This window comes from Microbacterium oxydans (genome assembly GCF_000956405.1).
Lineage (GTDB): Bacteria > Actinomycetota > Actinomycetes > Actinomycetales > Microbacteriaceae > Microbacterium > Microbacterium oxydans_C.
The window spans coordinates 1-19512 of the sequence record NZ_JYIV01000012.1 but is presented as its reverse complement, the minus strand read 5'-3'; the positions used below and the strand labels follow the sequence as shown (position 1 = coordinate 19512).

The 19512-nt window shown below is 68.9% G+C and carries 15 protein-coding genes, 1 pseudogene and 1 riboswitch; of the genes and pseudogenes, 11 read left to right on the top strand and 5 right to left on the bottom strand.

Annotated features, from left to right (window positions below; translation table 11 throughout):
• Position 1 precedes the first annotated feature (1 nt).
• On the bottom strand, positions 2–976 hold the full coding sequence (locus tag RN51_RS01240; protein ID WP_045262230.1) for an ABC transporter ATP-binding protein: 975 nt from the start codon (positions 974–976) through the stop codon (positions 2–4).
• Between the two features lie 86 nt (positions 977–1062).
• Entirely contained in the window at positions 1063–2934 is a 1872-nt protein-coding gene (locus RN51_RS01235) for an FAD-dependent monooxygenase (protein ID WP_045262229.1), read from the bottom strand.
• Positions 2935–3109: 175 nt separating this feature from the next.
• Between RN51_RS01235 and RN51_RS01230 the strand changes: the two genes are divergently transcribed.
• Positions 3110–3817: an IclR family transcriptional regulator gene (locus tag RN51_RS01230; RefSeq protein ID WP_045262228.1), complete on the top strand. Its 708-nt coding sequence runs from the start codon at positions 3110–3112 to the stop codon at positions 3815–3817.
• 116 nt (positions 3818–3933) lie between these two features.
• Here RN51_RS01230 and RN51_RS01225 read toward each other — a convergent pair.
• Positions 3934–5311, bottom strand: a pseudogene (locus RN51_RS01225) (MFS transporter).
• 150 nt (positions 5312–5461) lie between these two features.
• On the opposite strand from RN51_RS01225, the gene RN51_RS01220 reads away from it, so the two are divergent.
• The 8 genes from RN51_RS01220 (at position 5462) to RN51_RS01185 (ending at position 14093) form a co-directional block, all read left to right on the top strand.
• Positions 5462–6931: a fumarylacetoacetate hydrolase family protein gene (locus tag RN51_RS01220; protein ID WP_045262227.1), complete on the top strand. Its 1470-nt coding sequence runs from the start codon at positions 5462–5464 to the stop codon at positions 6929–6931.
• Positions 6928–7656, top strand: coding sequence for a GntR family transcriptional regulator (locus tag RN51_RS01215; RefSeq protein WP_045262226.1), 729 nt, complete (start codon positions 6928–6930; stop codon positions 7654–7656). Before RN51_RS01220 ends, RN51_RS01215 begins: the two co-directional genes overlap by 4 nt.
• Entirely contained in the window at positions 7653–9152 is a 1500-nt protein-coding gene (hpaE, locus tag RN51_RS01210) for a 5-carboxymethyl-2-hydroxymuconate semialdehyde dehydrogenase (protein WP_045262225.1), read from the top strand. The genes RN51_RS01215 and hpaE overlap by 4 nt, the downstream gene beginning before the upstream one ends.
• A gap of 93 nt (positions 9153–9245) precedes the next feature.
• Positions 9246–10409 (top strand): 3,4-dihydroxyphenylacetate 2,3-dioxygenase, encoded by a 1164-nt coding sequence (gene hpaD, locus RN51_RS01205; protein WP_045262224.1) that lies wholly within the window; start codon positions 9246–9248, stop codon positions 10407–10409.
• Positions 10410–10418: 9 nt separating this feature from the next.
• Entirely contained in the window at positions 10419–11204 is a 786-nt protein-coding gene (locus RN51_RS01200; RefSeq protein WP_045262223.1) for a 2-keto-4-pentenoate hydratase, read from the top strand.
• A complete protein-coding gene (locus RN51_RS01195; RefSeq protein ID WP_045262222.1) occupies positions 11189–11989 on the top strand; it encodes an HpcH/HpaI aldolase family protein in 801 nt (266 codons plus the stop codon). Before RN51_RS01200 ends, RN51_RS01195 begins: the two co-directional genes overlap by 16 nt.
• Before the next feature lie 113 nt (positions 11990–12102).
• Positions 12103–13332 (top strand): MFS transporter, encoded by a 1230-nt coding sequence (locus RN51_RS01190; protein ID WP_052674534.1) that lies wholly within the window; start codon positions 12103–12105, stop codon positions 13330–13332.
• Positions 13333–13370: 38 nt separating this feature from the next.
• On the top strand, positions 13371–14093 hold the full coding sequence (locus RN51_RS01185) for a DUF6882 domain-containing protein (RefSeq protein WP_045262259.1): 723 nt from the start codon (positions 13371–13373) through the stop codon (positions 14091–14093).
• Positions 14094–14199: 106 nt separating this feature from the next.
• On the opposite strand, the gene RN51_RS01180 is transcribed toward RN51_RS01185, so the two are convergent.
• Positions 14200–15078 (bottom strand): bifunctional methylenetetrahydrofolate dehydrogenase/methenyltetrahydrofolate cyclohydrolase, encoded by an 879-nt coding sequence (locus RN51_RS01180; RefSeq protein ID WP_045262221.1) that lies wholly within the window; start codon positions 15076–15078, stop codon positions 14200–14202.
• Positions 15075–16349 carry a serine hydroxymethyltransferase gene (gene glyA / locus RN51_RS01175; RefSeq protein WP_045262220.1) on the bottom strand — a complete coding sequence of 425 codons (1275 nt, stop codon included), beginning with the start codon at positions 16347–16349 and terminating at the stop codon, positions 15075–15077. The genes RN51_RS01180 and glyA overlap by 4 nt, the downstream gene beginning before the upstream one ends.
• 38 nt (positions 16350–16387) lie before the next feature.
• A riboswitch (ZMP/ZTP riboswitch) is annotated at positions 16388–16472 on the bottom strand.
• Between the two features lie 108 nt (positions 16473–16580).
• On the opposite strand from glyA, the gene RN51_RS01170 reads away from it, so the two are divergent.
• On the top strand, positions 16581–18092 hold the full coding sequence (locus RN51_RS01170; RefSeq protein WP_082066208.1) for a family 20 glycosylhydrolase: 1512 nt from the start codon (positions 16581–16583) through the stop codon (positions 18090–18092).
• Positions 18086–19261: an N-acetylglucosamine-6-phosphate deacetylase gene (gene nagA, locus RN51_RS01165; protein ID WP_045262218.1), complete on the top strand. Its 1176-nt coding sequence runs from the start codon at positions 18086–18088 to the stop codon at positions 19259–19261. The genes RN51_RS01170 and nagA overlap by 7 nt, the downstream gene beginning before the upstream one ends.
• Positions 19262–19512 lie beyond the last annotated feature (251 nt).

Here is a 19512-nt window from a genome sequence, read left to right as displayed (position 1 = left end):
GTCAGTTCTCCGTCAGAGCAGTGAAGGCGGTTTCGAGGGTGGGAGCGGCGATCTCCAGGTCGTGGGCGCCGCCGTCGAGGAGGATCCGGGCTGCCGCATCGGAGTCCGTCGCGCGCAGACTGAGACGATCTCCGTCCACCCGCACGGCGGCGATCCCGTCCGTGGCGTTCAGAGCCGCGACGAGCACGGTCGGGCTGTGGTCGACCGTCGCGGACACCGTCCGCTCTCCGAGGCTGGCGCGCAGCAGCGCGGTGGGGGCGTCTGCGACGACCGTTCCGCGATGCATCACGACGGTCCGCCGGGCGAACTGCTCCGCCTCTTCGAGGTAGTGGGTGGCGAAGACGATCGTGCGTCCGGCATCGGCATCCGCGCGCATCACGTCCCAGAAATGGCGGCGGGCCGTGACGTCCATGCCCGCCGTCGGCTCGTCGAGCACCAGGATGTCGGGGTCGGAGATCATCGCGAGCGCGAACTTCACGCGCTGCTGCTCGCCGCCCGAGCACTTCGACACCCGTCGGCGGGCGAGTGCGGTGAGGTCGGCGCGTGCCATGACCTCGTCGACCCTGCCGCGTGCGTCGTCTCCGTAGAGGGAGGCGATGAGGCGCACGGTCTCCCCGACGGTGAGGTCCCCCAGCAATCCGCCCGTCTGAAGCACGGCGCCGATCGCCCCGCTCGCGGTGGCGCGCTGCGGTGCGACACCGAGCACCCGCACTGCGCCACTGCTCGGCTCGGTGAGTCCCAGCAGCATGTCGAGCGTGGTCGTCTTGCCCGCTCCGTTCGGCCCCAGCAGCGCCACGACCTCGCCCCGCCGGATGGACAGGTCGACCCCGTCCACCGCCTGCACACGGCGCTCCCCGGCGCCGAAGTGTCGTTTCACGGCGCTGAGTTCGAGCACCACGGGGTCATCGGTGAGGGCAGCGGAAGCCGGTCGCGCGGTGACCCGCGTCGCCGATCCGTCCACGGAGGTGTTGTCCATGCCTCCAGCCTCGCCCGAGTCCGACGAGGATTCCGGAGGGCGGTGTCATCTCCTCGACGTGACACGTGTCATGTCGAGCCCTCGGCTCATCGTGCCGGGAGCAGCGCCCCCTCGAGGAACTCGGAGAGCTCGGCCGTGTCGTCCAAGGGCAGGATCGCCGCCACGTACTGGTCGGGGCGCACCACGACCACCACGCCGTCGCGCGACAGCTCTCGCGCTGCGAAGATGTCGGTCTCCGTCCACTTGCTGGGGCCCGCCGCGTAGACCTTCTCCCAGTCGGTGAGCCCGAGCGGGCCGGTCTTCGGCTGGAACAGCTCGGGTGCCGAGGTGACCTCGACCTCCTCGAAGGGCTGCTGGTAGACGGCCTTGACGTCGAAGATCGCATCGACGTCGGCATCCGCCGGAGTGAAGCGCGCGAACAGCGGAGCGGCCTGCTCCGCCCATGCGGCGAGTGCTTCGCCGGTGCGGTCGCCGAATGCGTACACGCGCCAGCGCCCGTCGGCCTTCGCGTGGTGTCCGAGGTGCACCACGTTGCCGTCGCCGACGCGCACGACCTCGGCCGACTTGAACCGCTTGCCCAGGGGGTAGCCCGCGGCCAGCGCCTGGTGCGCGTCGGTCCCGGTGATCATGGAGGACGTGTACTGCGTCATGAACCCGGACGGGAACTCGGCCGTTGCGAGGTAATACGTGGCGAGCTCGTTGGGGTCGGAGATCTCCTCGGGCTTGCGGGCCATCAGGCTCGACCATTCGCGGTCGAAGTCGATCAGCTGTTGAGCGACCGGGCGCCGCTCGGCACCGTACGTGGCCAGGAGCGCTTCGGGGGCACGGCCGGTGAGGACCGACCCCAGCTTCCAGCCGAGGTTGAAGCCGTCCTGCATGGACACGTTCATGCCCTGGCCGGCCTTGGCGCTGTGGGTGTGGCAGGCGTCGCCGGTGAGGAACACGCGGGGTGTGCGGCCGGAGCCGTCGATCACATCGTCGAAGCCGTCGGTCACGCGGTGGCCAACCTCGTACACGCTGTGCCAAGCGACCTCCCGCACGTCGAGCGTGTAGGGGTGCAGGATCGCGTTGGCGCGACGGATGATCTCCTCGATGGGCGTCTGGCGCACCCGGTGGTCGTCGTCCTCCGCGACCTCGCCGAGGTCGATGTACATGCGCGAGAGGTATCCGCCCTCGCGCGGGATGTGCAGGATGTTGCCCGCCTCCGAGTTGATGGCGCACTTGGTGCGCCAGTCCGGGAAGTCGGTGTTCACGAGCACGTCCATCACACCCCAGGCATGCGCGGCGGAGGCGCCGACATGCGTGCGGCCGATCGCCTGTCGCACACCGCTGCGTGCACCGTCGCACCCGGCGACGAACTTCGCATGGATCGTGCGTTCTTCCCCCGCGCGCTCACCGGCGATGTAGCGGATCCCCACCTCGACCGGGTACTCCCCCTCGTCGTGGACCGTGAGCCCGGTGAACTCGATCCCGTAGTCGGGCACGATCCGCCCCGGGCCGTTGGCCGCGGCCTCGGCGAAGTAGTCGAGCACGCGCGCCTGGTTCACGATGAGGTGCGGGAACTCGCAGATGTCGTAGGCGTAGTCGGCCGTCCGGGAGGTGCGGACGATCTCGTCGCGCTTGTCGGGGTCCGGACCCCAGAAGTTCATCCAGCCGATGTTGTAGGCCTCGGCGATGATCCGCTCGGCGAACCCGAACGCCTGGAACGTCTCGACGCTGCGCGGCTGGATGCCGTCGGCCTGTCCGAGCGGGAGGCGGCCGTCGCGCTTCTCGATGATGCGGGTGGAGATCTCGGGGTACTGCGCCATCTGGGCGGCCAGCAGCATTCCTGCAGGCCCCGATCCGACGATGAGCACGTCGATCTCGTCAGGGAGGTCGGTGGGGCGGGCTGCGCCGATGCCGGCCGCGTCCTGCACACGCGGGTCAGCGGACACATAGCCGTGGTGGTGGAACTGCATCGTCGTCGATTCCTTCCGGACGTCTTCGTCGGGTCAAGCGCGTCGGGTCATGCGCTTCGGGTCGTGTATGAGGAGCTCTTGCGCGAAGAACAGGCTTGTTCTATATTCGAACAGAGAGTTCTACTATTGAACACAGCCTAGACCGCGCCGTCCGTCATCGCAAGGGAGCGCCCCCATGCCCGGCAGCACCACGTCTCCCGCTTCGCAGACCCTGAGCCGCGGCATCCGAATCCTCGAGGTGCTCGCCGACGCCCGCGCGTCCCTGACGATCGACGAGCTCGCGTCCCGACTCGGCGTGCATCGCTCGATCGCCTATCGGCTGCTGCGCACGCTGGAGGACCACGGACTCGTCACGCGCGACGCCGCAGGGGCCGTGAGCCTCGGCGCCCGGATGGCCGCACTCGCCGCCGGCGTCGCGCACGACCTTCAGGCCGAGGCACTCCCCGAGCTCACGTCGATCGCCAACGAGCTCGGCATGACCTGCTTCCTCGGCGTGCTGGACGGCGAGGAGTGCATCACGCTCGCGAGCGTCGAGCCCCGACATGCCGTCGCGAGCGTCGCCCAGCGCCCCGGCGCCCGTCACCCGGTCACGGTCGGCGCACCAGGCAAGGCCATCCTGTCGCAGCTCCCCGCGGACGAATGGCCGGAGGTCGTGCCGCCGACTCTCGCCGACGATGTGGAGAAGGCCCGCATCCGCGGCTACGCGACGAGCCATGACGAGGTCATCCCCACAGTGCAGGCCGTCGCCGTCCCCCTCGCCCTGCGCGGGCAGCGCCCCGCCGCGATCGCCGTGGTGCACGTGTCCACCGACATCGACGAGACCGAGATCGCCGCGCGCCTGCAGCGGGCGGCGTCCGACATCCGCGACGCTCTCGACGGCTGACGCCGGGCTCCACGCACGCGCACGCGTGCAGACGAGCACTCCCGTCGCACTTCCTGTCGGTCTCCGAGAGGGCAGACGACAGGAAATGCGACGGGAGCAGATCGCAGCGCGGTGGGTCAGGCCTTCGCGAGTCCGTAGATCGGGCTGACGGACTGCTCCTCTTCGTGATCCGGTCCGAGCGGGATGCCGGAGCGGTCGCGAAGCAGAAGGGTCGCGACGAGGCCGAGCACCGTCATGCCGGCCAGGTACCAGGTGACAGCTCCCGTCGATCCCGTCGCCTTCACGATGGCCGTCGCGATCGTCGGCGCGAAGGCGCCGCCGGCGATGGCGCCGATCGCGTACGAGATCGAGACGCCGGAGAAGCGGATGCTCGCAGGGAACAGCTCGGCGTACAGCGCCGCCTGCGGACCGTACGTGAAACCGAGGCCGATGGTGAGGATCGCAAGTCCCGCGAACAGCAGCCCGATCTCCCCGGTGTTGACCAGCGGGAACAGCGTGAACACACCCACCAGCTGCAGCACCCAGCCGATGATGTACGTCGTGCGGCGGCCGATGCGGTCGGACAGCCACCCCGCGAGGAGCGTCGTGAGCAGCCAGGTGACCGCAGATCCGGCGACAGCCCAGAGGACGGGGCCGCGCTCGAGGCCGATGGGGCCCGCGGGATCGGTGGCGTACCCCTGGATGTATCCGCCGGTGGTCATGTAGCCGACCGCGTTGTTGCCGGCGAACACGAACGCGGCGACGATCACGAGCAGCAGGTGCTTGCGGAACAGCTGCGCGATCGGCATCTTCGCCTTCTCCTTGCGGGCGGCGAGCTCGGTGAACACGGGGCTCTCCTCGACCTTGCGACGCACGTAGTAGCCGACCAGGATCAGCACGACACTCAGCAGGAACGGCACGCGCCAGCCCCAGGCGAGGAACTGGTCGCCGGGGGCGATCACCGTCATGAGCGCCATCACACCGGAGGCGAGCAGGAGGCCGAGAGGCACGCCGATCTGCGGGGACGCTCCGAAGATGCCGCGCTTCTTGCGGGGCGCATGCTCGACGGCCATCAGCACGGCACCACCCCACTCACCGCCCGCCGAGATGCCCTGCACGATGCGCAGCAGCACCAGCAGGATCGGCCATCAGGCCGATGGTCTCGTACGTGGGCAGGATGCCGATGAGGGCGGTGGCCGCACCCATCAGGATCAGCGTCCACATCAGCACGGCCTTGCGCCCGAGCTTGTCGCCGTAGTGGCCGGCGAGGAAGGCGCCGAGGGGGCGGAACAGGAAGCTGACGCCGACCGTCGCGAAACCGATCAGGGCGCTGTTCTCGCCGAGCGGGGCGAAGAAGAGCTGGCCGAAGACGAGACCGACGGCCGTGGCGTAGATGAAGAAGTCGTACCACTCCACGGTGGTTCCGACGACGGTGGCGAACACGACACGACGTCTGTCTGCCGCTGTCGCGATGGTTCCGGTGGGCGTGAACCCAGCCTGTGACTGCCCGCTCATGGGGTGTCTCCTTTGGTTGTGACCGCATTGTCACGGCGCGCGACGGACGTGAATCCGGAGTGCTTGCCGAGGGGTGAACCGATAATATATGATTTCGAATACGACGCACAAGGCGTCGCGCAGGCCACTGACAGCGCGAGGAGGCGCCCCGTGACGGAACCCATCGACCGCCCCGGCAAGATCATCGCGATCCACCTGAGCTACGCCTCCCGAGCGGATCAGCGCGGCCGGCGCCCCGCCGCCCCCTCCTACTTCTTCAAGCCGGCCAGCTCCGTCGGCGTCTCCGGCGGCACCGTCGAGCGGCCGGCCGGTACCGAGCTGCTCGCGTTCGAGGGAGAGATCGCGCTCGTGATCGACTCGGCCGCGCGCCGCGTCTCCCTCGACGACGCCTGGTCCCACGTGGGCTGGGTGACCGCCTCGAACGACCTCGGCCTGTACGACCTGCGCGCCAACGACAAGGGCTCGAACGTCCGCTCCAAAGGCGGCGACGGCTACACCCCGATCGGCCCCGAGCTGATCGATGCCCGCACCGTCGACCCCGCGGCGCTGCGCGTGCGCACCTGGGTCAACGGCGAACTCCGCCAGGACGACACCACGGCAGGGCTGATCTTCCCGCTCGCCCAACTCGTCGCCGACCTCTCCCAGCACTTCACGCTCGAGCCCGGCGATGTGATCCTCACCGGCACCCCCGCCGGCTCATCCGTCATCGTCCCCGGCGACGTCGTCGAGGTCGAGGTGGACGCACCGGATGCACCGGGAGCCCCGAGCTCGGGTCGCCTCGTCACCACCGTGACCCAGGGCGAGACTCCTTTCGACGCAGAGATCGGCTCGCTCCCCGCCGTGGACGACCTGCAGCGCACCGAGGCATGGGGCTCGCGGGCGGAAGCAGGACTGCCTCCCGTCGAGAAGGCTCCCGGCCTCTCCCCCGAACTGCGCGCACAGTTGCTGGAGGCGCCGACGGCCGGGCTCTCGGCACAGCTCCGCAAGCGCGGACACCACTCCTGCTTCATCGACGGCGTCTCGGTCAACATTCCGGGACAGAAGATCGTCGGCACCGCGAAGACGCTGCGCTTCGTCCCGTTCCGCGAAGACCTCTTCGCCTCGCACGGCGGCGGCTACAACGCCCAGAAGCGGGCGTTCGACGCCGTGGAGGACGGCGAGGTCATCGTGATCGAAGCTCGCGGCGATGCCACGACGGGCACGCTCGGCGACATCCTGGCCCTGCGCGCCAAGGTGCGCGGCGCAGCGGGAGTGGTCACAGACGGCGGCGTCCGCGACTACGACGCGGTGGCCGAGATCGGCCTTCCCGTGTTCTCGCAAGGCGCGCACCCGTCGGTGCTCGGTCGCAAGCACGTGCCGTGGGACGTGGATGTCACGATCTCCTGCGGCGGCGCGACCGTGCAGCCCGGCGACATCATCGTCGGCGACAGCGACGGCGTGATCGTGATCCCACCGTCCCTGGCCGCCGAGGTCGCGGCGAGCGCCGTCGCGCAGGAGATCGAAGACGCCTGGATCGCCGAGCAGGTCGCCGCAGGACACCCGGTCGACGGCCTCTTCCCCTTGAACGCCGAGTGGCGGGCCCGCTACGAGAAGGCCGTGTCCGACGGGAGCGTGCGATGACCGCGACGGCGGCGAGCAAGTCCGAGGTCGCCTACGAATGGCTGCGCTCGCGCATCACGGGCCACATGTTCAGCCCCGGCTACCGGCTGGTGCTGGGGTCAATCGCCGATGACCTCCAGATGAGCGTCGTCCCGGTGCGCGAGGCGATCCGCCGCCTCGAGGCCGAAGGGCTCGTGACGTTCGAGCGCAACGTCGGCGCGCGGGTGACCCTCGTCGACGAGAGCGAGTATGCGCACACGATGCAGACTCTCGGCCTCGTCGAAGGCTGTGCCACCGCCCTGTCCGCTCCCCTGCTCGATGACCAGGCGCTCGATGAGGCCGCCCGGATCAACGACCGGATGGCGCGGATGCTCGACCATCTCGACGCGCACGCCTTCACCGAGCTCAACCGCCAGTTCCATTCGGTGCTGTTCGAACCGTGCCCCAACCCGCATCTGCTCGATCTCGTGCATCGGGGCTGGTCGCGGCTCTCCGGCATCCGTGAGACGACCTTCGCCTCGATTCCAGGGCGCGCCCAGCATTCGGTCGAGGAGCACACCGAGATCCTCGACCTCATCCGCGCGGGCGCCGACCCGCTCGAGATCGAACTCGCCGCCCGCAACCACCGCTGGCGCACGATGGACGCGTTCCTCGACGCCCTGCACACCCGTTCCGCCCAGACGACTTCCGCACAGACGATGTCAGCACAGACGACTTCCGCACAGACGACCGGAGAAACCTCATGACCGATTCGCGCATCCCCGCAGACCTTCCCGACCACATCCAGCACTACATCGACGGCGCCTTCGTGGATTCCGTCGACGGCGACACGTTCGACGTGCTCGACCCGGTGACGAACAAGACCTACACCACGGCCGCCGCCGGCAAGAAGGCCGACATCGAGCTCGCGGTGGCCGCAGCCAAGCGCGCCTTCGACGAGGGGCCCTGGCCGCGTATGCTGCCGCGCGAGCGCTCCCGGGTGCTGCACAGGATCGCCGACATCGTCGAGTCGCGCGACGCCCGGCTCGCCGAGCTGGAGTCCTACGACTCCGGGCTGCCGATCACGCAGGCACTCGGTCAGGCCCGCCGCGCCGCCGAGAACTTCCGCTTCTTCGCCGACCTGATCGTGGCCCAGGCCGACGACGCCTTCAAGGTGCCCGGCAAGCAGATGAACTACGTCAACCGCAAGCCGATCGGCGTCGCCGGGCTCATCACCCCGTGGAACACGCCGTTCATGCTCGAGTCCTGGAAGCTCGGGCCCGCGCTCGCGACCGGCAACACGGTCGTGCTGAAGCCGGCCGAGTTCACGCCCCTCTCCGCCTCGCTGTGGGCGGGCATCTTCGAGGAGGCAGGCCTGCCGCAGGGCGTCTTCAACCTCGTGAACGGCCTCGGCGAAGACGCCGGCGACGCGCTGGTGAAGCACCCCGACGTGCCGCTCATCTCCTTCACCGGCGAGAGCCGCACGGGGCAGATCATCTTCGGCAACGCGGCACCGTTCCTCAAGGGCCTGTCGATGGAGCTCGGCGGCAAGTCGCCCGCCGTCGTGTTCGCCGATGCCGACCTGGAGGCCGCCGTCGACGCGACCATCTTCGGCGTCTTCTCCCTCAACGGCGAGCGCTGCACCGCCGGCTCCCGCATCCTGGTCGAGCGGTCGATCTACGAGGAGTTCGTGGAGCGCTACGCCGCGCAGGCGAAGCGCGTCAAGGTCGGCTACCCGCATGACCCCGCCACGGAGGTGGGCGCGCTCGTGCACCCCGAGCACTACGACAAGGTGATGTCCTACGTCGAGATCGGCAAGACCGAGGGCCGCCTGGTAGCGGGCGGCGGTCGCCCGGAAGGGTTCGACGAGGGGAACTTCGTCGCACCGACCGTGTTCGCCGATGTCTCCCCCGATGCCCGCATCTTCCAGGAGGAGATCTTCGGGCCGGTGGTCGCGATCACGCCGTTCGACTCGGACGCGGAAGCGCTGTCGCTCGCGAACAACACCAAGTACGGTCTCGCAGCGTACATCTGGACCAACGACCTCAAGCGCGCACACAACTTCGCGCAGTCGGTCGAGGCCGGCATGGTGTGGCTGAACAGCAACAACGTACGGGACCTGCGTACTCCGTTCGGCGGAGTGAAGGCCTCGGGCCTCGGCCACGAGGGCGGCTACCGCTCGATCGACTTCTACACCGATCAGCAGAGCGTGCACATCACGCTCGCGGAGCACTCGCACAACCCGACCTTCGGCAAGAACTGACCCCACTGTCTCGTTCCGGTCGCACTTTCTGTCGCTCTGCGGGCGCGGAAGCGACAGAAAGTGCGACCGGAACCCTCACGCAAGGACGCTGACATGACACACCGCGAAGATATGACCCTGACCTCCTCGGGCTTCTACGTCTCCCAGGAGGCGCCGATCCGCTCGGACAACCCCATCGCGACGCCGCAGAGCTCGCCGCCGGACATCCTCCGCTGCGCCTACATGGAGCTCGTGGTCACCGACCTCGCCGCGTCGCGCCAGTTCTACGTCGACGTCCTGGGGCTGTACGTGACCGCGGAGGACGACGAGGCGATCTACCTGCGCTCGACGGAGGAGTTCATCCACCACAACCTCGTACTGCGCAAGGGGCCCATCGCCGCTGTCGCCGCCTTCTCGTATCGAGTGCGCACGCCGGAGGACCTCGACCGCGCCGTCGAGTTCTACACCGAGCTCGGCTGCGAGGTCCGCCGCAAGGAAGACGGCTTCGTCAAGGGCATCGGAGACTCGGTGCGCGTGGTCGACCCGCTCGGCTTCCCCTACGAGTTCTTCTACGCCACCGAGCACGTCGAGCGGATGTCGTGGCGGTACGACCTGCACATCCCCGGCGAACTGGTGCGGCTCGACCACTTCAACCAGGTCACTCCGGATGTGCCGCGCGCCGTCGGCTTCATGCAGGACCTCGGCTTCCGCGTCACAGAGGACATCCAGGACGAGGAGGGCACGGTGTACGCCGCCTGGATGCGCCGCAAGCCCACCGTGCACGACACGGCCATGACCGGCGGCGACGGACCCCGCATGCACCACGTGTGCTTCGCGACGCATGAGAAGCACAACATCCTCGCGATCTGCGACAAGCTCGGTGCTCTGCGCCGCTCCGACTCGATCGAGCGCGGACCCGGCCGTCACGGCGTGAGCAACGCGTTCTACCTCTACCTGCGCGACCCCGACGGGCACCGCGTCGAGGTGTACACGCAGGATTACTACACGGGCGACCCCGACAATCCCGTCGTCACGTGGGACGTGCACGACAACCAGCGTCGCGACTGGTGGGGGAACCCGGTGGTGCCGTCCTGGTACACCGATGCCTCGCTGGTGCTCGATCTCGACGGCAACCCGCAGCCTGTGGTCGCCCGCACGGACTCCAGCGAGATGGCGGTGACCATCGGTGCCGACGGCTTCTCCTACACGCGCGCCGACGACGACAAGGACATGCCCGAATACAAGCAGGGCGAGTACAAGCTCGGCCACCAGCTCTAGGAGGATCCGATGCTGCCTGAGGAGACGATCGCCGCGATCGCCGCAGAACTCGCCGAGGCCGACCGCGCACACGGCGTGATCCCGCGCATCACCGCACGGTATCCGGAGGCGACGGTCGAGGATTCCTACGCGATCCAGGGCGTCTGGAGGGACTCGCAGATCGCCGCGGGGCGCCGGCTCGTGGGGCGCAAGATCGGCCTGACCTCGAAGGCGATGCAGCAGGCGACGGGCATCACCGAACCCGACTACGGCGTCATGTTCGACGACACCGTGTACGAGTCCGGCGCCGAGATCCCCGTCGACCACTTCTCGAACGTGCGCATCGAGGTCGAGCTGGCCTTCGTGCTGAAGACGCCGCTCGAGGGGCCGGACTGCACCCTCGAGGATGCTCTCGCCGCGATCGACTACGCGGTGCCGGCGCTCGAGGTGCTGAACTCGCACATCGAGCTCGAGGGTCGCACGATCGTCGACACCATCAGCGACAACGCCGCCTACGGGGCGATGGTGCTCGGGACGGTGCACAAGCGCCCGGACGAGATCGATCTGCGCTGGGTGCCCGGCGTGCTCTCCCGCAACGGAGAGATCGAGGAGACCGGTGTCGCCGCCGGGGTGCTCGGGCATCCGGCCACTGGCGTGGCGTGGCTCGCGAACAAGTTCCACCAGCACGGCGCGCGTCTCGAAGCGGGCGAGATCATCCTGGCAGGATCGTTCACACGCCCGATGTGGGTGTCGCGCGGCGACGAGGTGCTGTGCGATTACGGACCGATGGGAACAATCGCATGCCGCTTCGTCTAGCTCCGTCCTTCCGCGAGCAGGTGGCCGACTCCGACCGATCGCTTGTCGGGATGTGGGTCTGCTCCGGCAGCCCGCTGCTCGCCGAGGTCGCCGCGGGGTCGGGACTCGACTGGCTGCTGATCGACATGGAGCACTCGGCGAACACGCTGGAGTCCGTGCTCGTGCAGCTTCAAGCGGTCGCCGCCTACCCGATCGCTCCCCTCGTGCGGGTGCCGTCGAATGACACCGTCGCGATCAAGCAGATCCTCGACCTCGGGGCGCAGAACCTCATCGTCCCGATGGTGTCGTCCGCCGAAGAGGCGCGCACCGCCGTCGCCGCGACCCGGTACCCGCCGGAGGGCGTGCGCGGAGTGGGTAGCGCTCTGGCACGCAGCGCCCGCTGGAATCGCGTCGACCGGTATCTGCAGGAGTCAGCGCAGCACGTCTCCCTCACCGTGCAGATCGAGACGGCTGCGGGCGTCGAAGCCGCCTCCGAGATCGCGGCGGTCGACGGCGTCGACGCGGTGTTCGTCGGTCCCTCCGACCTCTCCGCGTCGATGGGATTGCTCGGCCAGCAGACGCACCCCGAGGTCACGGCCGCCGTCGAGAGGGTCTTCGCCGCCGTCAAGGCTGCGGGCAAGGCCGTGGGTGTGAACGCCTTCGACCCCACGGCCGCCGATGCCTATCTCGCAGCGGGCGCCGACTTCGTGGCGGTCGGAGCCGACGTGGCGCTGCTCGCCCGCGCCTCCGAGGCTCTGGCCGCCCGCTTCATCGCCGTGGATGCCGCCGACCGCGCCAGCTACTGACCGTTCGAATCGCGCGAATCGTTGTATCCAGCCCCTGGATGCACCCATTTGCGCGATTCGAAGAGTTCCGGGCCGTGGCAGGATAGCCGGGTGCACAGAGGCGAGGTCATGAGGTGATCCGCGGGCTCGCCGCGATGCAGGACCGCAACTTCCGCTGGTTCTTCCTGGCCCGTGCCATCACGATGATCGCCGGCTCGATGTCGTCGATCGCGCTCGCGTTCGCCGTCCTCGAGATCGACAACGACGCCAGGTCGCTGTCGCTCGTGCTCGCTGCGTTCACGATCAGCAACATCGTGTTCGTGCTGTTCGGCGGAGTGATCGCCGACCGTCTCCCCCGCGCGCTGATCATCCAGGCCTGCTACGTGGTCGACATCCTCTCGATCGGCACGATCGCGGCACTGCTGTTCACCGGCACCGCCACGATCCCCCTGCTCATCGTGCTGTCGATCGTGAACGGCGCCTCCACGGCGTTCGTGCTCCCCGCGATGCAGGGCATCATCCCTCAGCTCACAACGCCGGAGCACCTGCAGCAGGCGAACGCGATGCTGTCCTTCGTGCGGTCCGCCGTGACCATCGGCGGCCCGATCATCGCGGGCGTCCTGGTGGCGACGGCGGGGCCGGCGTGGGCGATGGTGGTGCAGGCCGCCGGCTGGGTGATCGCGATCCCGGTGCTCGCGCTCGTGAAGCTGCCGCCACCCTCGCACGCGGGCGGCACCACGATGTTCCACGACCTCCGCATCGGCTGGCGGGAGTTCTGGAGCCGGTCGTGGCTGTGGACGATCGTGCTGGCCTTCATGATCATGAACGCCATCCACGTTGGTGCGTGGGGCGTCGTCGGTCCGTACATCGCCAAGAACAACGACCTGCTGGGCATCACCGGCTGGGGATGGGTGGTCAGCGCGGAAGGCGTCGGGGTGCTGCTGATGACCCTGCTGCTGATGTGGTTCCCGCTGCGACGACCGCTGCGCTACGGGATGATCGGCATGGCCGCGTTCGCGATCCCCGTCACCATCCTGGGCATCCACCCCGCCGTGGTGCTGCTGGCCATGGCCGCCTTCATCGCGGGTGCCGGGGCCGAGGTGTTCAGCACCGGCTGGAACCTCGCGATGATGGAGAACATCCCCGGCGAGAAGCTCTCCCGGGTGTCGAGCTACGACATGCTCGGGAGCTTCGTCGTGATGCCGATCGGAACCCTCGTCTACGGCTGGCTGATCACGCACGCGGATCCGGCGACCGTTCTGATCACGTCCGGGGCCGTCTACGCGGGCGTCGCGCTCATCACGCTCACGGTGCCGAGCGTGTGGCGGATGGGCAGGCCGGAAACCGCGACGCTCCCCGCGTGAGCGAGCGGATTCATAGCATCGACCGCGAGACTGTGGACATGACCTTCGCCGCACTCCAGCCCCTCGCCGATCGTGCCGCCCTCTTCGTCGCGCTCCGTCAGGACGCTCTCTCCGCTGCTGCCGATGCCCTCGGCGAGCACCGTTGGGACGCCGACCTCGCTGCCGGCACGATCACGTTCACGGCCGACGCGGACTCGTCGCGCCAGCTCGTCACCCGCGCCCACCTGATCGCGACGATCGCTCCTGGCCCCCGTTCCCTCCTCTGGGCGTGGGCTCACCCGAGCGGCGATCCCCAGGGCATCGCAGGGCAGCTGCACGCCTACGGCAGCGAGCACGGCATCGCAGAGCTGACCACGGCCGAGGTGCCGTTCCCCGACGGCGCCTCCGGCGACGACGCATGGATCGCTCAGGCTGCACACACGATCGGCGGCGTCGCGGTCGAGCTCACCGGCCGTTCCCCGTACTACTCCGCCCCGGTCGGCAACGGAACCCGCGCCGTGTTCCTGCTCGATGCGCCGCTCGCACCCCTCACGGTCGCGGATGCGGTCATCGCGCTGCCCCGGGTGCTCTCCGCCACCGCTGTCCCTGACGCGCGCACGTCTGTCTGGGACCTCGCGCGCCTCGCGGGGTGGACCCTCACCTGGACGGACGAGGCGTTCTCCGGGGCGACGGTGTCGGATGCCACCGGAACCGCGAGCTTCCGTTTCGACGAGCAGGCCCGCATCAGCGGAATCGAGAGCTCGCTGCACAGCCAGGGGTGATCGCGAGCGACGGATGCTCGACGAGTCGGGTTGATACGACCTCGCGACGCGAAGAAAGGCGCCCATCCTCCAGGATGGGCGCCTTTCTCGTCTCGAGGTCTAGTCGTCAGAGCGATCGCTCCGCGGCCTCCACGACGTTCGTCATGAGCAGCGCGACCGTCATGGGCCCGACGCCGCCCGGGTTCGGGGAGATGTACCCGGCGACCTCTGCGACGTCCGGCGCGACATCTCCGAAGACGATGTTCTTCCCGGTCTCGGCGTCGGTCTCGCGCGTCACGCCCACATCGAGCACGGCGGCTCCGGGCTTGATATCTTCTGCGCGGATCAGGTGCTTCACGCCGGCTGCGGCGACGATCACATCGGCCTCGCGGAGGTACTTCGGCATGTCGACGGTGCCGGTGTGGGTGAGCGTGACCGTCGCGTTCAGGTCACGACGGGTCAGCAGCAGCCCGATGGAGCGGCCGATGGTCACCCCGCGGCCGACCACCACCACGTGCTTGCCCTTGAGGTCGTAGTCGTTGCGCAGCAGCAGCTCGATCACCCCGCGCGGGGTGCACGGCAGCGGCGTGTGGATCGGCGCGTTCACGTTGAGGACGAGGCGCCCGAGGTTGGTCGGGTGCAGACCGTCCGCGTCCTTCGCCGGGTCGATCCGCTCCAGGATCGCGTCGGTGTCGAGGTGCTTCGGAAGGGGCAGCTGCACGATGTAGCCGTGGCACGCGGGATCGGCGTTGAGCTCGTCGATCAGTGCCTCGACGTCGGCCTGCGTCGCATCGGCGGGCAGTTCACGCTGGATCGAGTTCATCCCGATCGCCTCGGACTGCCGATGCTTCATGCCCACGTAGAGCTGCGAGGCCGGGTCGGCTCCCACCAGCACCGTCGCGATTCCGGGCGTGACCCCCTTGCTCTTCAGCTCGGCGACACGCTCCGTGAGCTCGGCACGGATCGCCGCGGAGGCCGCCTTCCCGTCGAGGATCTTCGCAGTCACTGCTGCAGGTCCGGGTAGAGCGGGAACGCGGCGGCGAGCGCGTCCACGCGGGTGCGCAGAGCCTCGACGTCGGCCCCGGGGAGCAGTGCGAGCGCGATGATGTCGGCCACCTCGGTGAACTCGGCGTCGCCGAAGCCGCGGGTCGCGAGCGCGGGCGTGCCGATGCGCAGGCCCGAGGTCACCATCGGCGGACGCGGGTCGTTCGGCACGGCGTTGCGGTTCACGGTGATGTGGATGTCGTGCAGGAGGTCCTCCGCCTGCTTGCCATCGATCTCGGCGTCGCGCAGGTCGACCAGCACGAGGTGCACGTCCGTCCCGCCCGAGCGCACGGCGATGCCGGCGTCCTTCACGTCCTGCTGCGAAAGGCGCTCGGCGATGAGCTTCGCACCGCGCAGCACGCGCTCCTGGCGCTCCTTGAACTCCGGCGTGCCGGCGAGCTTGAACGCGGTCGCCTTCGCCGCGATCACGTGCATGAGCGGACCGCCCTGCTGGCCGGGGAAGACCGCGGTATTGATCTTCTTGGCGAGGTCGGCGTCGTTGGTGAGGATGAAGCCCGAGCGCGGGCCGCCGATGGTCTTGTGCACGGTCGAGGAGACGACGTGCGCGTGAGGAACCGGGTTCGGGTGCAGACCTGCGGCGACCAGACCCGCGAAGTGCGCCATGTCGACCCAGAGGATCGCGCCCACCTCGTCGGCGATGGCACGGAACGCCGCGAAGTCCATCGTGCGCGGGTAGGCCGACCAGCCGGCGATGATCACCTTGGGCTTGTGCTCGATCGCGAGGCGACGGACCTCGTCCATGTCGATCGTCGAGGTCTCGGCGTCGACCCCGTAGGCGACGATGTCGTACAGGCGACCGGAGAAGTTGATCTTCATGCCGTGCGTGAGGTGGCCGCCCTGGTCGAGCGAGAGGCCGAGCAGGGTGTCGCCGGGGCGGGCGATGGCGTGCAGCACCGCGGCGTTCGCTGATGCACCGGAGTGCGGCTGGACGTTCGCGAACTCCGCGCCGAACAGGCTCTTGGCGCGGGAGATGGCGAGCTCCTCCGCGACGTCGACCTCTTCACAGCCGCCGTAGTAGCGACGGCCCGGGTAACCCTCGGCGTACTTGTTGGTGAGCACGGAGCCCTGCGACTGCAGCACCGAGACGGGCACGAAGTTCTCCGAGGCGATCATCTCGAGGAAGGTCTGCTGACGCTTCAGCTCTCGGTCGAGAACCTGGGCGATCTCGGGATCGACCTCGGACAGCGGGGCGTTGAAGTAACGGTCGGTCATGACGTGCTCCTTTTGACGACGGATTCGAAAGGGGTGTTCCTATCGGCCCAGGCGCGCGGTCGAATTCCGTGGTCAGTCGCTCCCCGGTGGTAGTCCACCCAGACGCCAGTCGCGACGGTTACGAGCATAGCCGATCGGGGACCGTGTGCACGCGGGGTTCTCGGGCATCGTCGCAGAATCGATTCGATGTCAGCCATTCCCCTCGAGGATGCCGACGGGTAGGTTTTGTTCATGGTCCTTCCTCATCCTCTTCCCCTCGTTCCCGTCCCCGTTTCGGCCGTCGCGCGGGAAGGTCGGATGCCGATCACCGCAACGACGCGTGTTCTCGGCTCCTCCCCTGCCGTCGCCCAGCTGATCGATGCGGTCGAGCGTCGCAGCGGCATCCGCCTCTCGCGCGCCGACGAGGCTCCGGCCGACATCGAGCTCCTGATCGATGCCGGGTCCTCGGCACCCGAGGGATACACGCTCGAGATCGGTGACCGAGCAGTCGTGGTGGGCGCCGATGAGGCGGGACTCTTCTACGGCGTGCAGACCCTGCTGCAGCTGCTGCGCCAGGACGACTCCGGCTGGGCCCTGCTCGGAGCGGACATCGCGGACTCACCCCGTTTCCCGCGGCGGGGAGTCATGCTCGACGTGGCGCGTCACTTCTTCGGCGTCGACGACGTCAAGCGGTTCATCGATAGCACCAGTGCCCTCAAGTTCAACCACCTGCACCTGCACCTGAGCGACGACCAGGGGTGGCGCGTGCACATCGACTCCTGGCCCCTGCTGACCGAACGGGCCTCTCTCACCTCGGCGGACGGCGACCCCGGCGGCTTCTACACGAAGGACGACTACCGCGAGATCGTGGCCCACGCCGCCTCGCGTCACATGATCGTCATCCCCGAGATCGACCTCCCCGGACACACCCATGCGATCGGTGTCGCCTATCCCGAGCTCGTCGAGGCCCCCGTGCTGAACGACAACCTGATCGCCGATTCGGAGCGGCTCGGGCAGCCCCTCCCCGTCGCGGGTGAGACCTACCTGGGGTGGGGGGTCGGTCACTCCAGCGTCCGCATCCACGAGGAGCGCACCTATGACTTCGTGCGCGACGTCGTGCGCGAGCTCGCCGAGATGACACCCGGCCCATACATCCACATCGGCGGGGACGAGTCCCTCGGCACCCCTCAGGCCGACTTCGATCTGTTCGCCGAGCGTGCGACCGCCATCGTCGTGGAGGCGGGCAAGGTGCCGGTGGCGTGGCACGAGATGGGTTCCGCCGCGAACATCGCCGAGGGCACGATCGGGCAGTACTGGGGCAAGACCACCCCGGAGGGAACGCATGCAGAGGAGGCCGTCCACTTCGTCGAGCGCGGCGGCGCCCTGATCATGTCGGCCGCGAACGTCACGTACCTCGACATGAAGTACACGGAGGACTTCCCCCTCGGCCTCACCTGGGCCGCGATCATCGACGTGCGCTCCGCCTATGAATGGGAGCCGACGGGGATCCTCGACGTGCCGGACAGCGCGATCCTCGGTGTCGAGGCTCCGCTGTGGTCGGAGACGACCCGCACGCTCGACGAGGTCGAACGGCTCGTGTTCCCTCGCGCCGCCGCCCAGGCCGAGGTGGGCTGGTCGCCGAGAGAGGCGCCCGAGCGCGGGTGGGAGTCGTTCCGTGTGCGGGTCGGGTCGCTCGCCCCGCTGTGGAAGGCTGAGGGGGTCGATTTCCACCCCGCAGACGAGATCCCCTGGAGCGCATGTTGAGCACCCACTCCTCCGCGACCGGTTCGCTGGTCATCCACTCCGCACGGGTCGTCGATCGCGGCGACATCGTCGAGGACGGCTGGGTCCGCATCGACGACGGCTTCGTGACCGCGCGCGGAACGGGTTCGGGGTGGACGCCGGCGGACGAGGTCGTGGATGCGGCGGGCATCGCAGGCCCCGGCGCTCTGCTCACCCCCGGATTCGTCGACATCCACGGGCACGGCGGGGCAGGCGCGGCGTTCGACGACGGAGCGGAGGCCATCCGCATCGGTCGCGACCTGCACCGGGAGCACGGCACGACCCGTGCCGTCGTGTCACTGGTCACGGCGTCGCTGGACTCGCTGGCCCGCAACGTCGGGCTGATCGCCGATCTGACCGAGACGGATCCCGACATCCTGGGCTCTCACCTCGAGGGCCCGTTCCTCGACCCAGGTCACCACGGTGCACACGATCCGTCGCTGCTGCGCCACCCGACGACCGCCGATGTCGCCCGGTTGCTGGACGCCGGACGCGGCACCATCCGCCAGGTCACGATCGCTCCGGAGCTCCCGGGCGGTCTCGACGCGATCCGGCAGATCGTGGCTGCCGGCTCAGCGGCCGCAGTGGGCCACACGGATGCGGACGCGAGCATGGCGGTCGCCGCTTTCGAAGCGGGCGCCTCCATCCTCACGCATGCGTTCAACGCGATGCCGGGGATCCATCACCGCTCCCCGGGGCCGGTGCTCGCCGCGGCAGCGGACCATCGCGTGGTGCTCGAGGCGATCGCCGACAACGTCCACCTCGACCCGCACGTCATCAAGCTCGTCTTCGACTCCGCACCGGGGCGGGTGGCGCTGATCACCGACGCGATGGCAGCCGCGGGAAGCGCCGACGGCCACTACGACCTCGGGGCGGTGAGTGTGACCGTCGAGAACGGGGTGGCGCGAGCCGATGACACCGGGTCGATCGCCGGCTCGACCCTGACGCAGGATGTCGCACTCCAGCGCGCAGTGCAGGCCGGTGTGAGCCTGGCTGAAGCCGTCCGAGCCCTCACCCAGACCCCGGCGCGTGCGATCGGGCGCGACAAGTCCCTCGGCGGTCTGCGCGTCGGAATGCTCGGTGATGCCGTGCTCCTGGATGCGGAACTGCGCGTCGCGCGCGTGTGGTCAAGACCACGGCTGCTCGTCTGAGACGGCGCCGCGCGCGACGCGCAGCTCTGCGCTCTCCGGTCATGCATCGGTGGGGTGGGAGGCCGCCGTTCCCCAGATCGGCGGCCTCTGTTCCCCTCGTGAGACGGGCGGCCGGGTTCTCCTCCCCCGAGGATCCCGACCCGCCCGACCGGCGCGAATACCCCCCGCACCAGTGCCTGGATCCCGCCCCCCGGTGGGATCGCTACGGCTGTCTACATGGGATGAGACGTGGCACATCCCGATTCATTACG

Excerpts from the sequence above, each read along its gene's own strand:
- RN51_RS01240 (WP_045262230.1), bottom strand. The coding sequence starts at position 976 with ATGGACAACACCTCCGTGGACGGATCGGCGACGCGGGTCACCGCGCGA.
- RN51_RS01235 (WP_045262229.1), bottom strand. The coding sequence starts at position 2,934 with ATGCAGTTCCACCACCACGGCTATGTGTCCGCTGACCCGCGTGTGCAG.
- RN51_RS01230 (WP_045262228.1), top strand. The coding sequence starts at position 3,110 with ATGCCCGGCAGCACCACGTCTCCCGCTTCGCAGACCCTGAGCCGCGGC.
- RN51_RS01215 (WP_045262226.1), top strand. The coding sequence starts at position 6,928 with ATGACCGCGACGGCGGCGAGCAAGTCCGAGGTCGCCTACGAATGGCTG.
- hpaE (WP_045262225.1), top strand. The coding sequence starts at position 7,653 with ATGACCGATTCGCGCATCCCCGCAGACCTTCCCGACCACATCCAGCAC.
- hpaD (WP_045262224.1), top strand. The coding sequence starts at position 9,246 with ATGACACACCGCGAAGATATGACCCTGACCTCCTCGGGCTTCTACGTC.
- RN51_RS01200 (WP_045262223.1), top strand. The coding sequence starts at position 10,419 with ATGCTGCCTGAGGAGACGATCGCCGCGATCGCCGCAGAACTCGCCGAG.
- RN51_RS01195 (WP_045262222.1), top strand. The coding sequence starts at position 11,189 with ATGCCGCTTCGTCTAGCTCCGTCCTTCCGCGAGCAGGTGGCCGACTCC.
- RN51_RS01185 (WP_045262259.1), top strand. The coding sequence starts at position 13,371 with ATGACCTTCGCCGCACTCCAGCCCCTCGCCGATCGTGCCGCCCTCTTC.
- glyA (WP_045262220.1), bottom strand. The coding sequence starts at position 16,349 with ATGACCGACCGTTACTTCAACGCCCCGCTGTCCGAGGTCGATCCCGAG.
- RN51_RS01170 (WP_082066208.1), top strand. The coding sequence starts at position 16,581 with ATGGTCCTTCCTCATCCTCTTCCCCTCGTTCCCGTCCCCGTTTCGGCC.
- nagA (WP_045262218.1), top strand. The coding sequence starts at position 18,086 with ATGTTGAGCACCCACTCCTCCGCGACCGGTTCGCTGGTCATCCACTCC.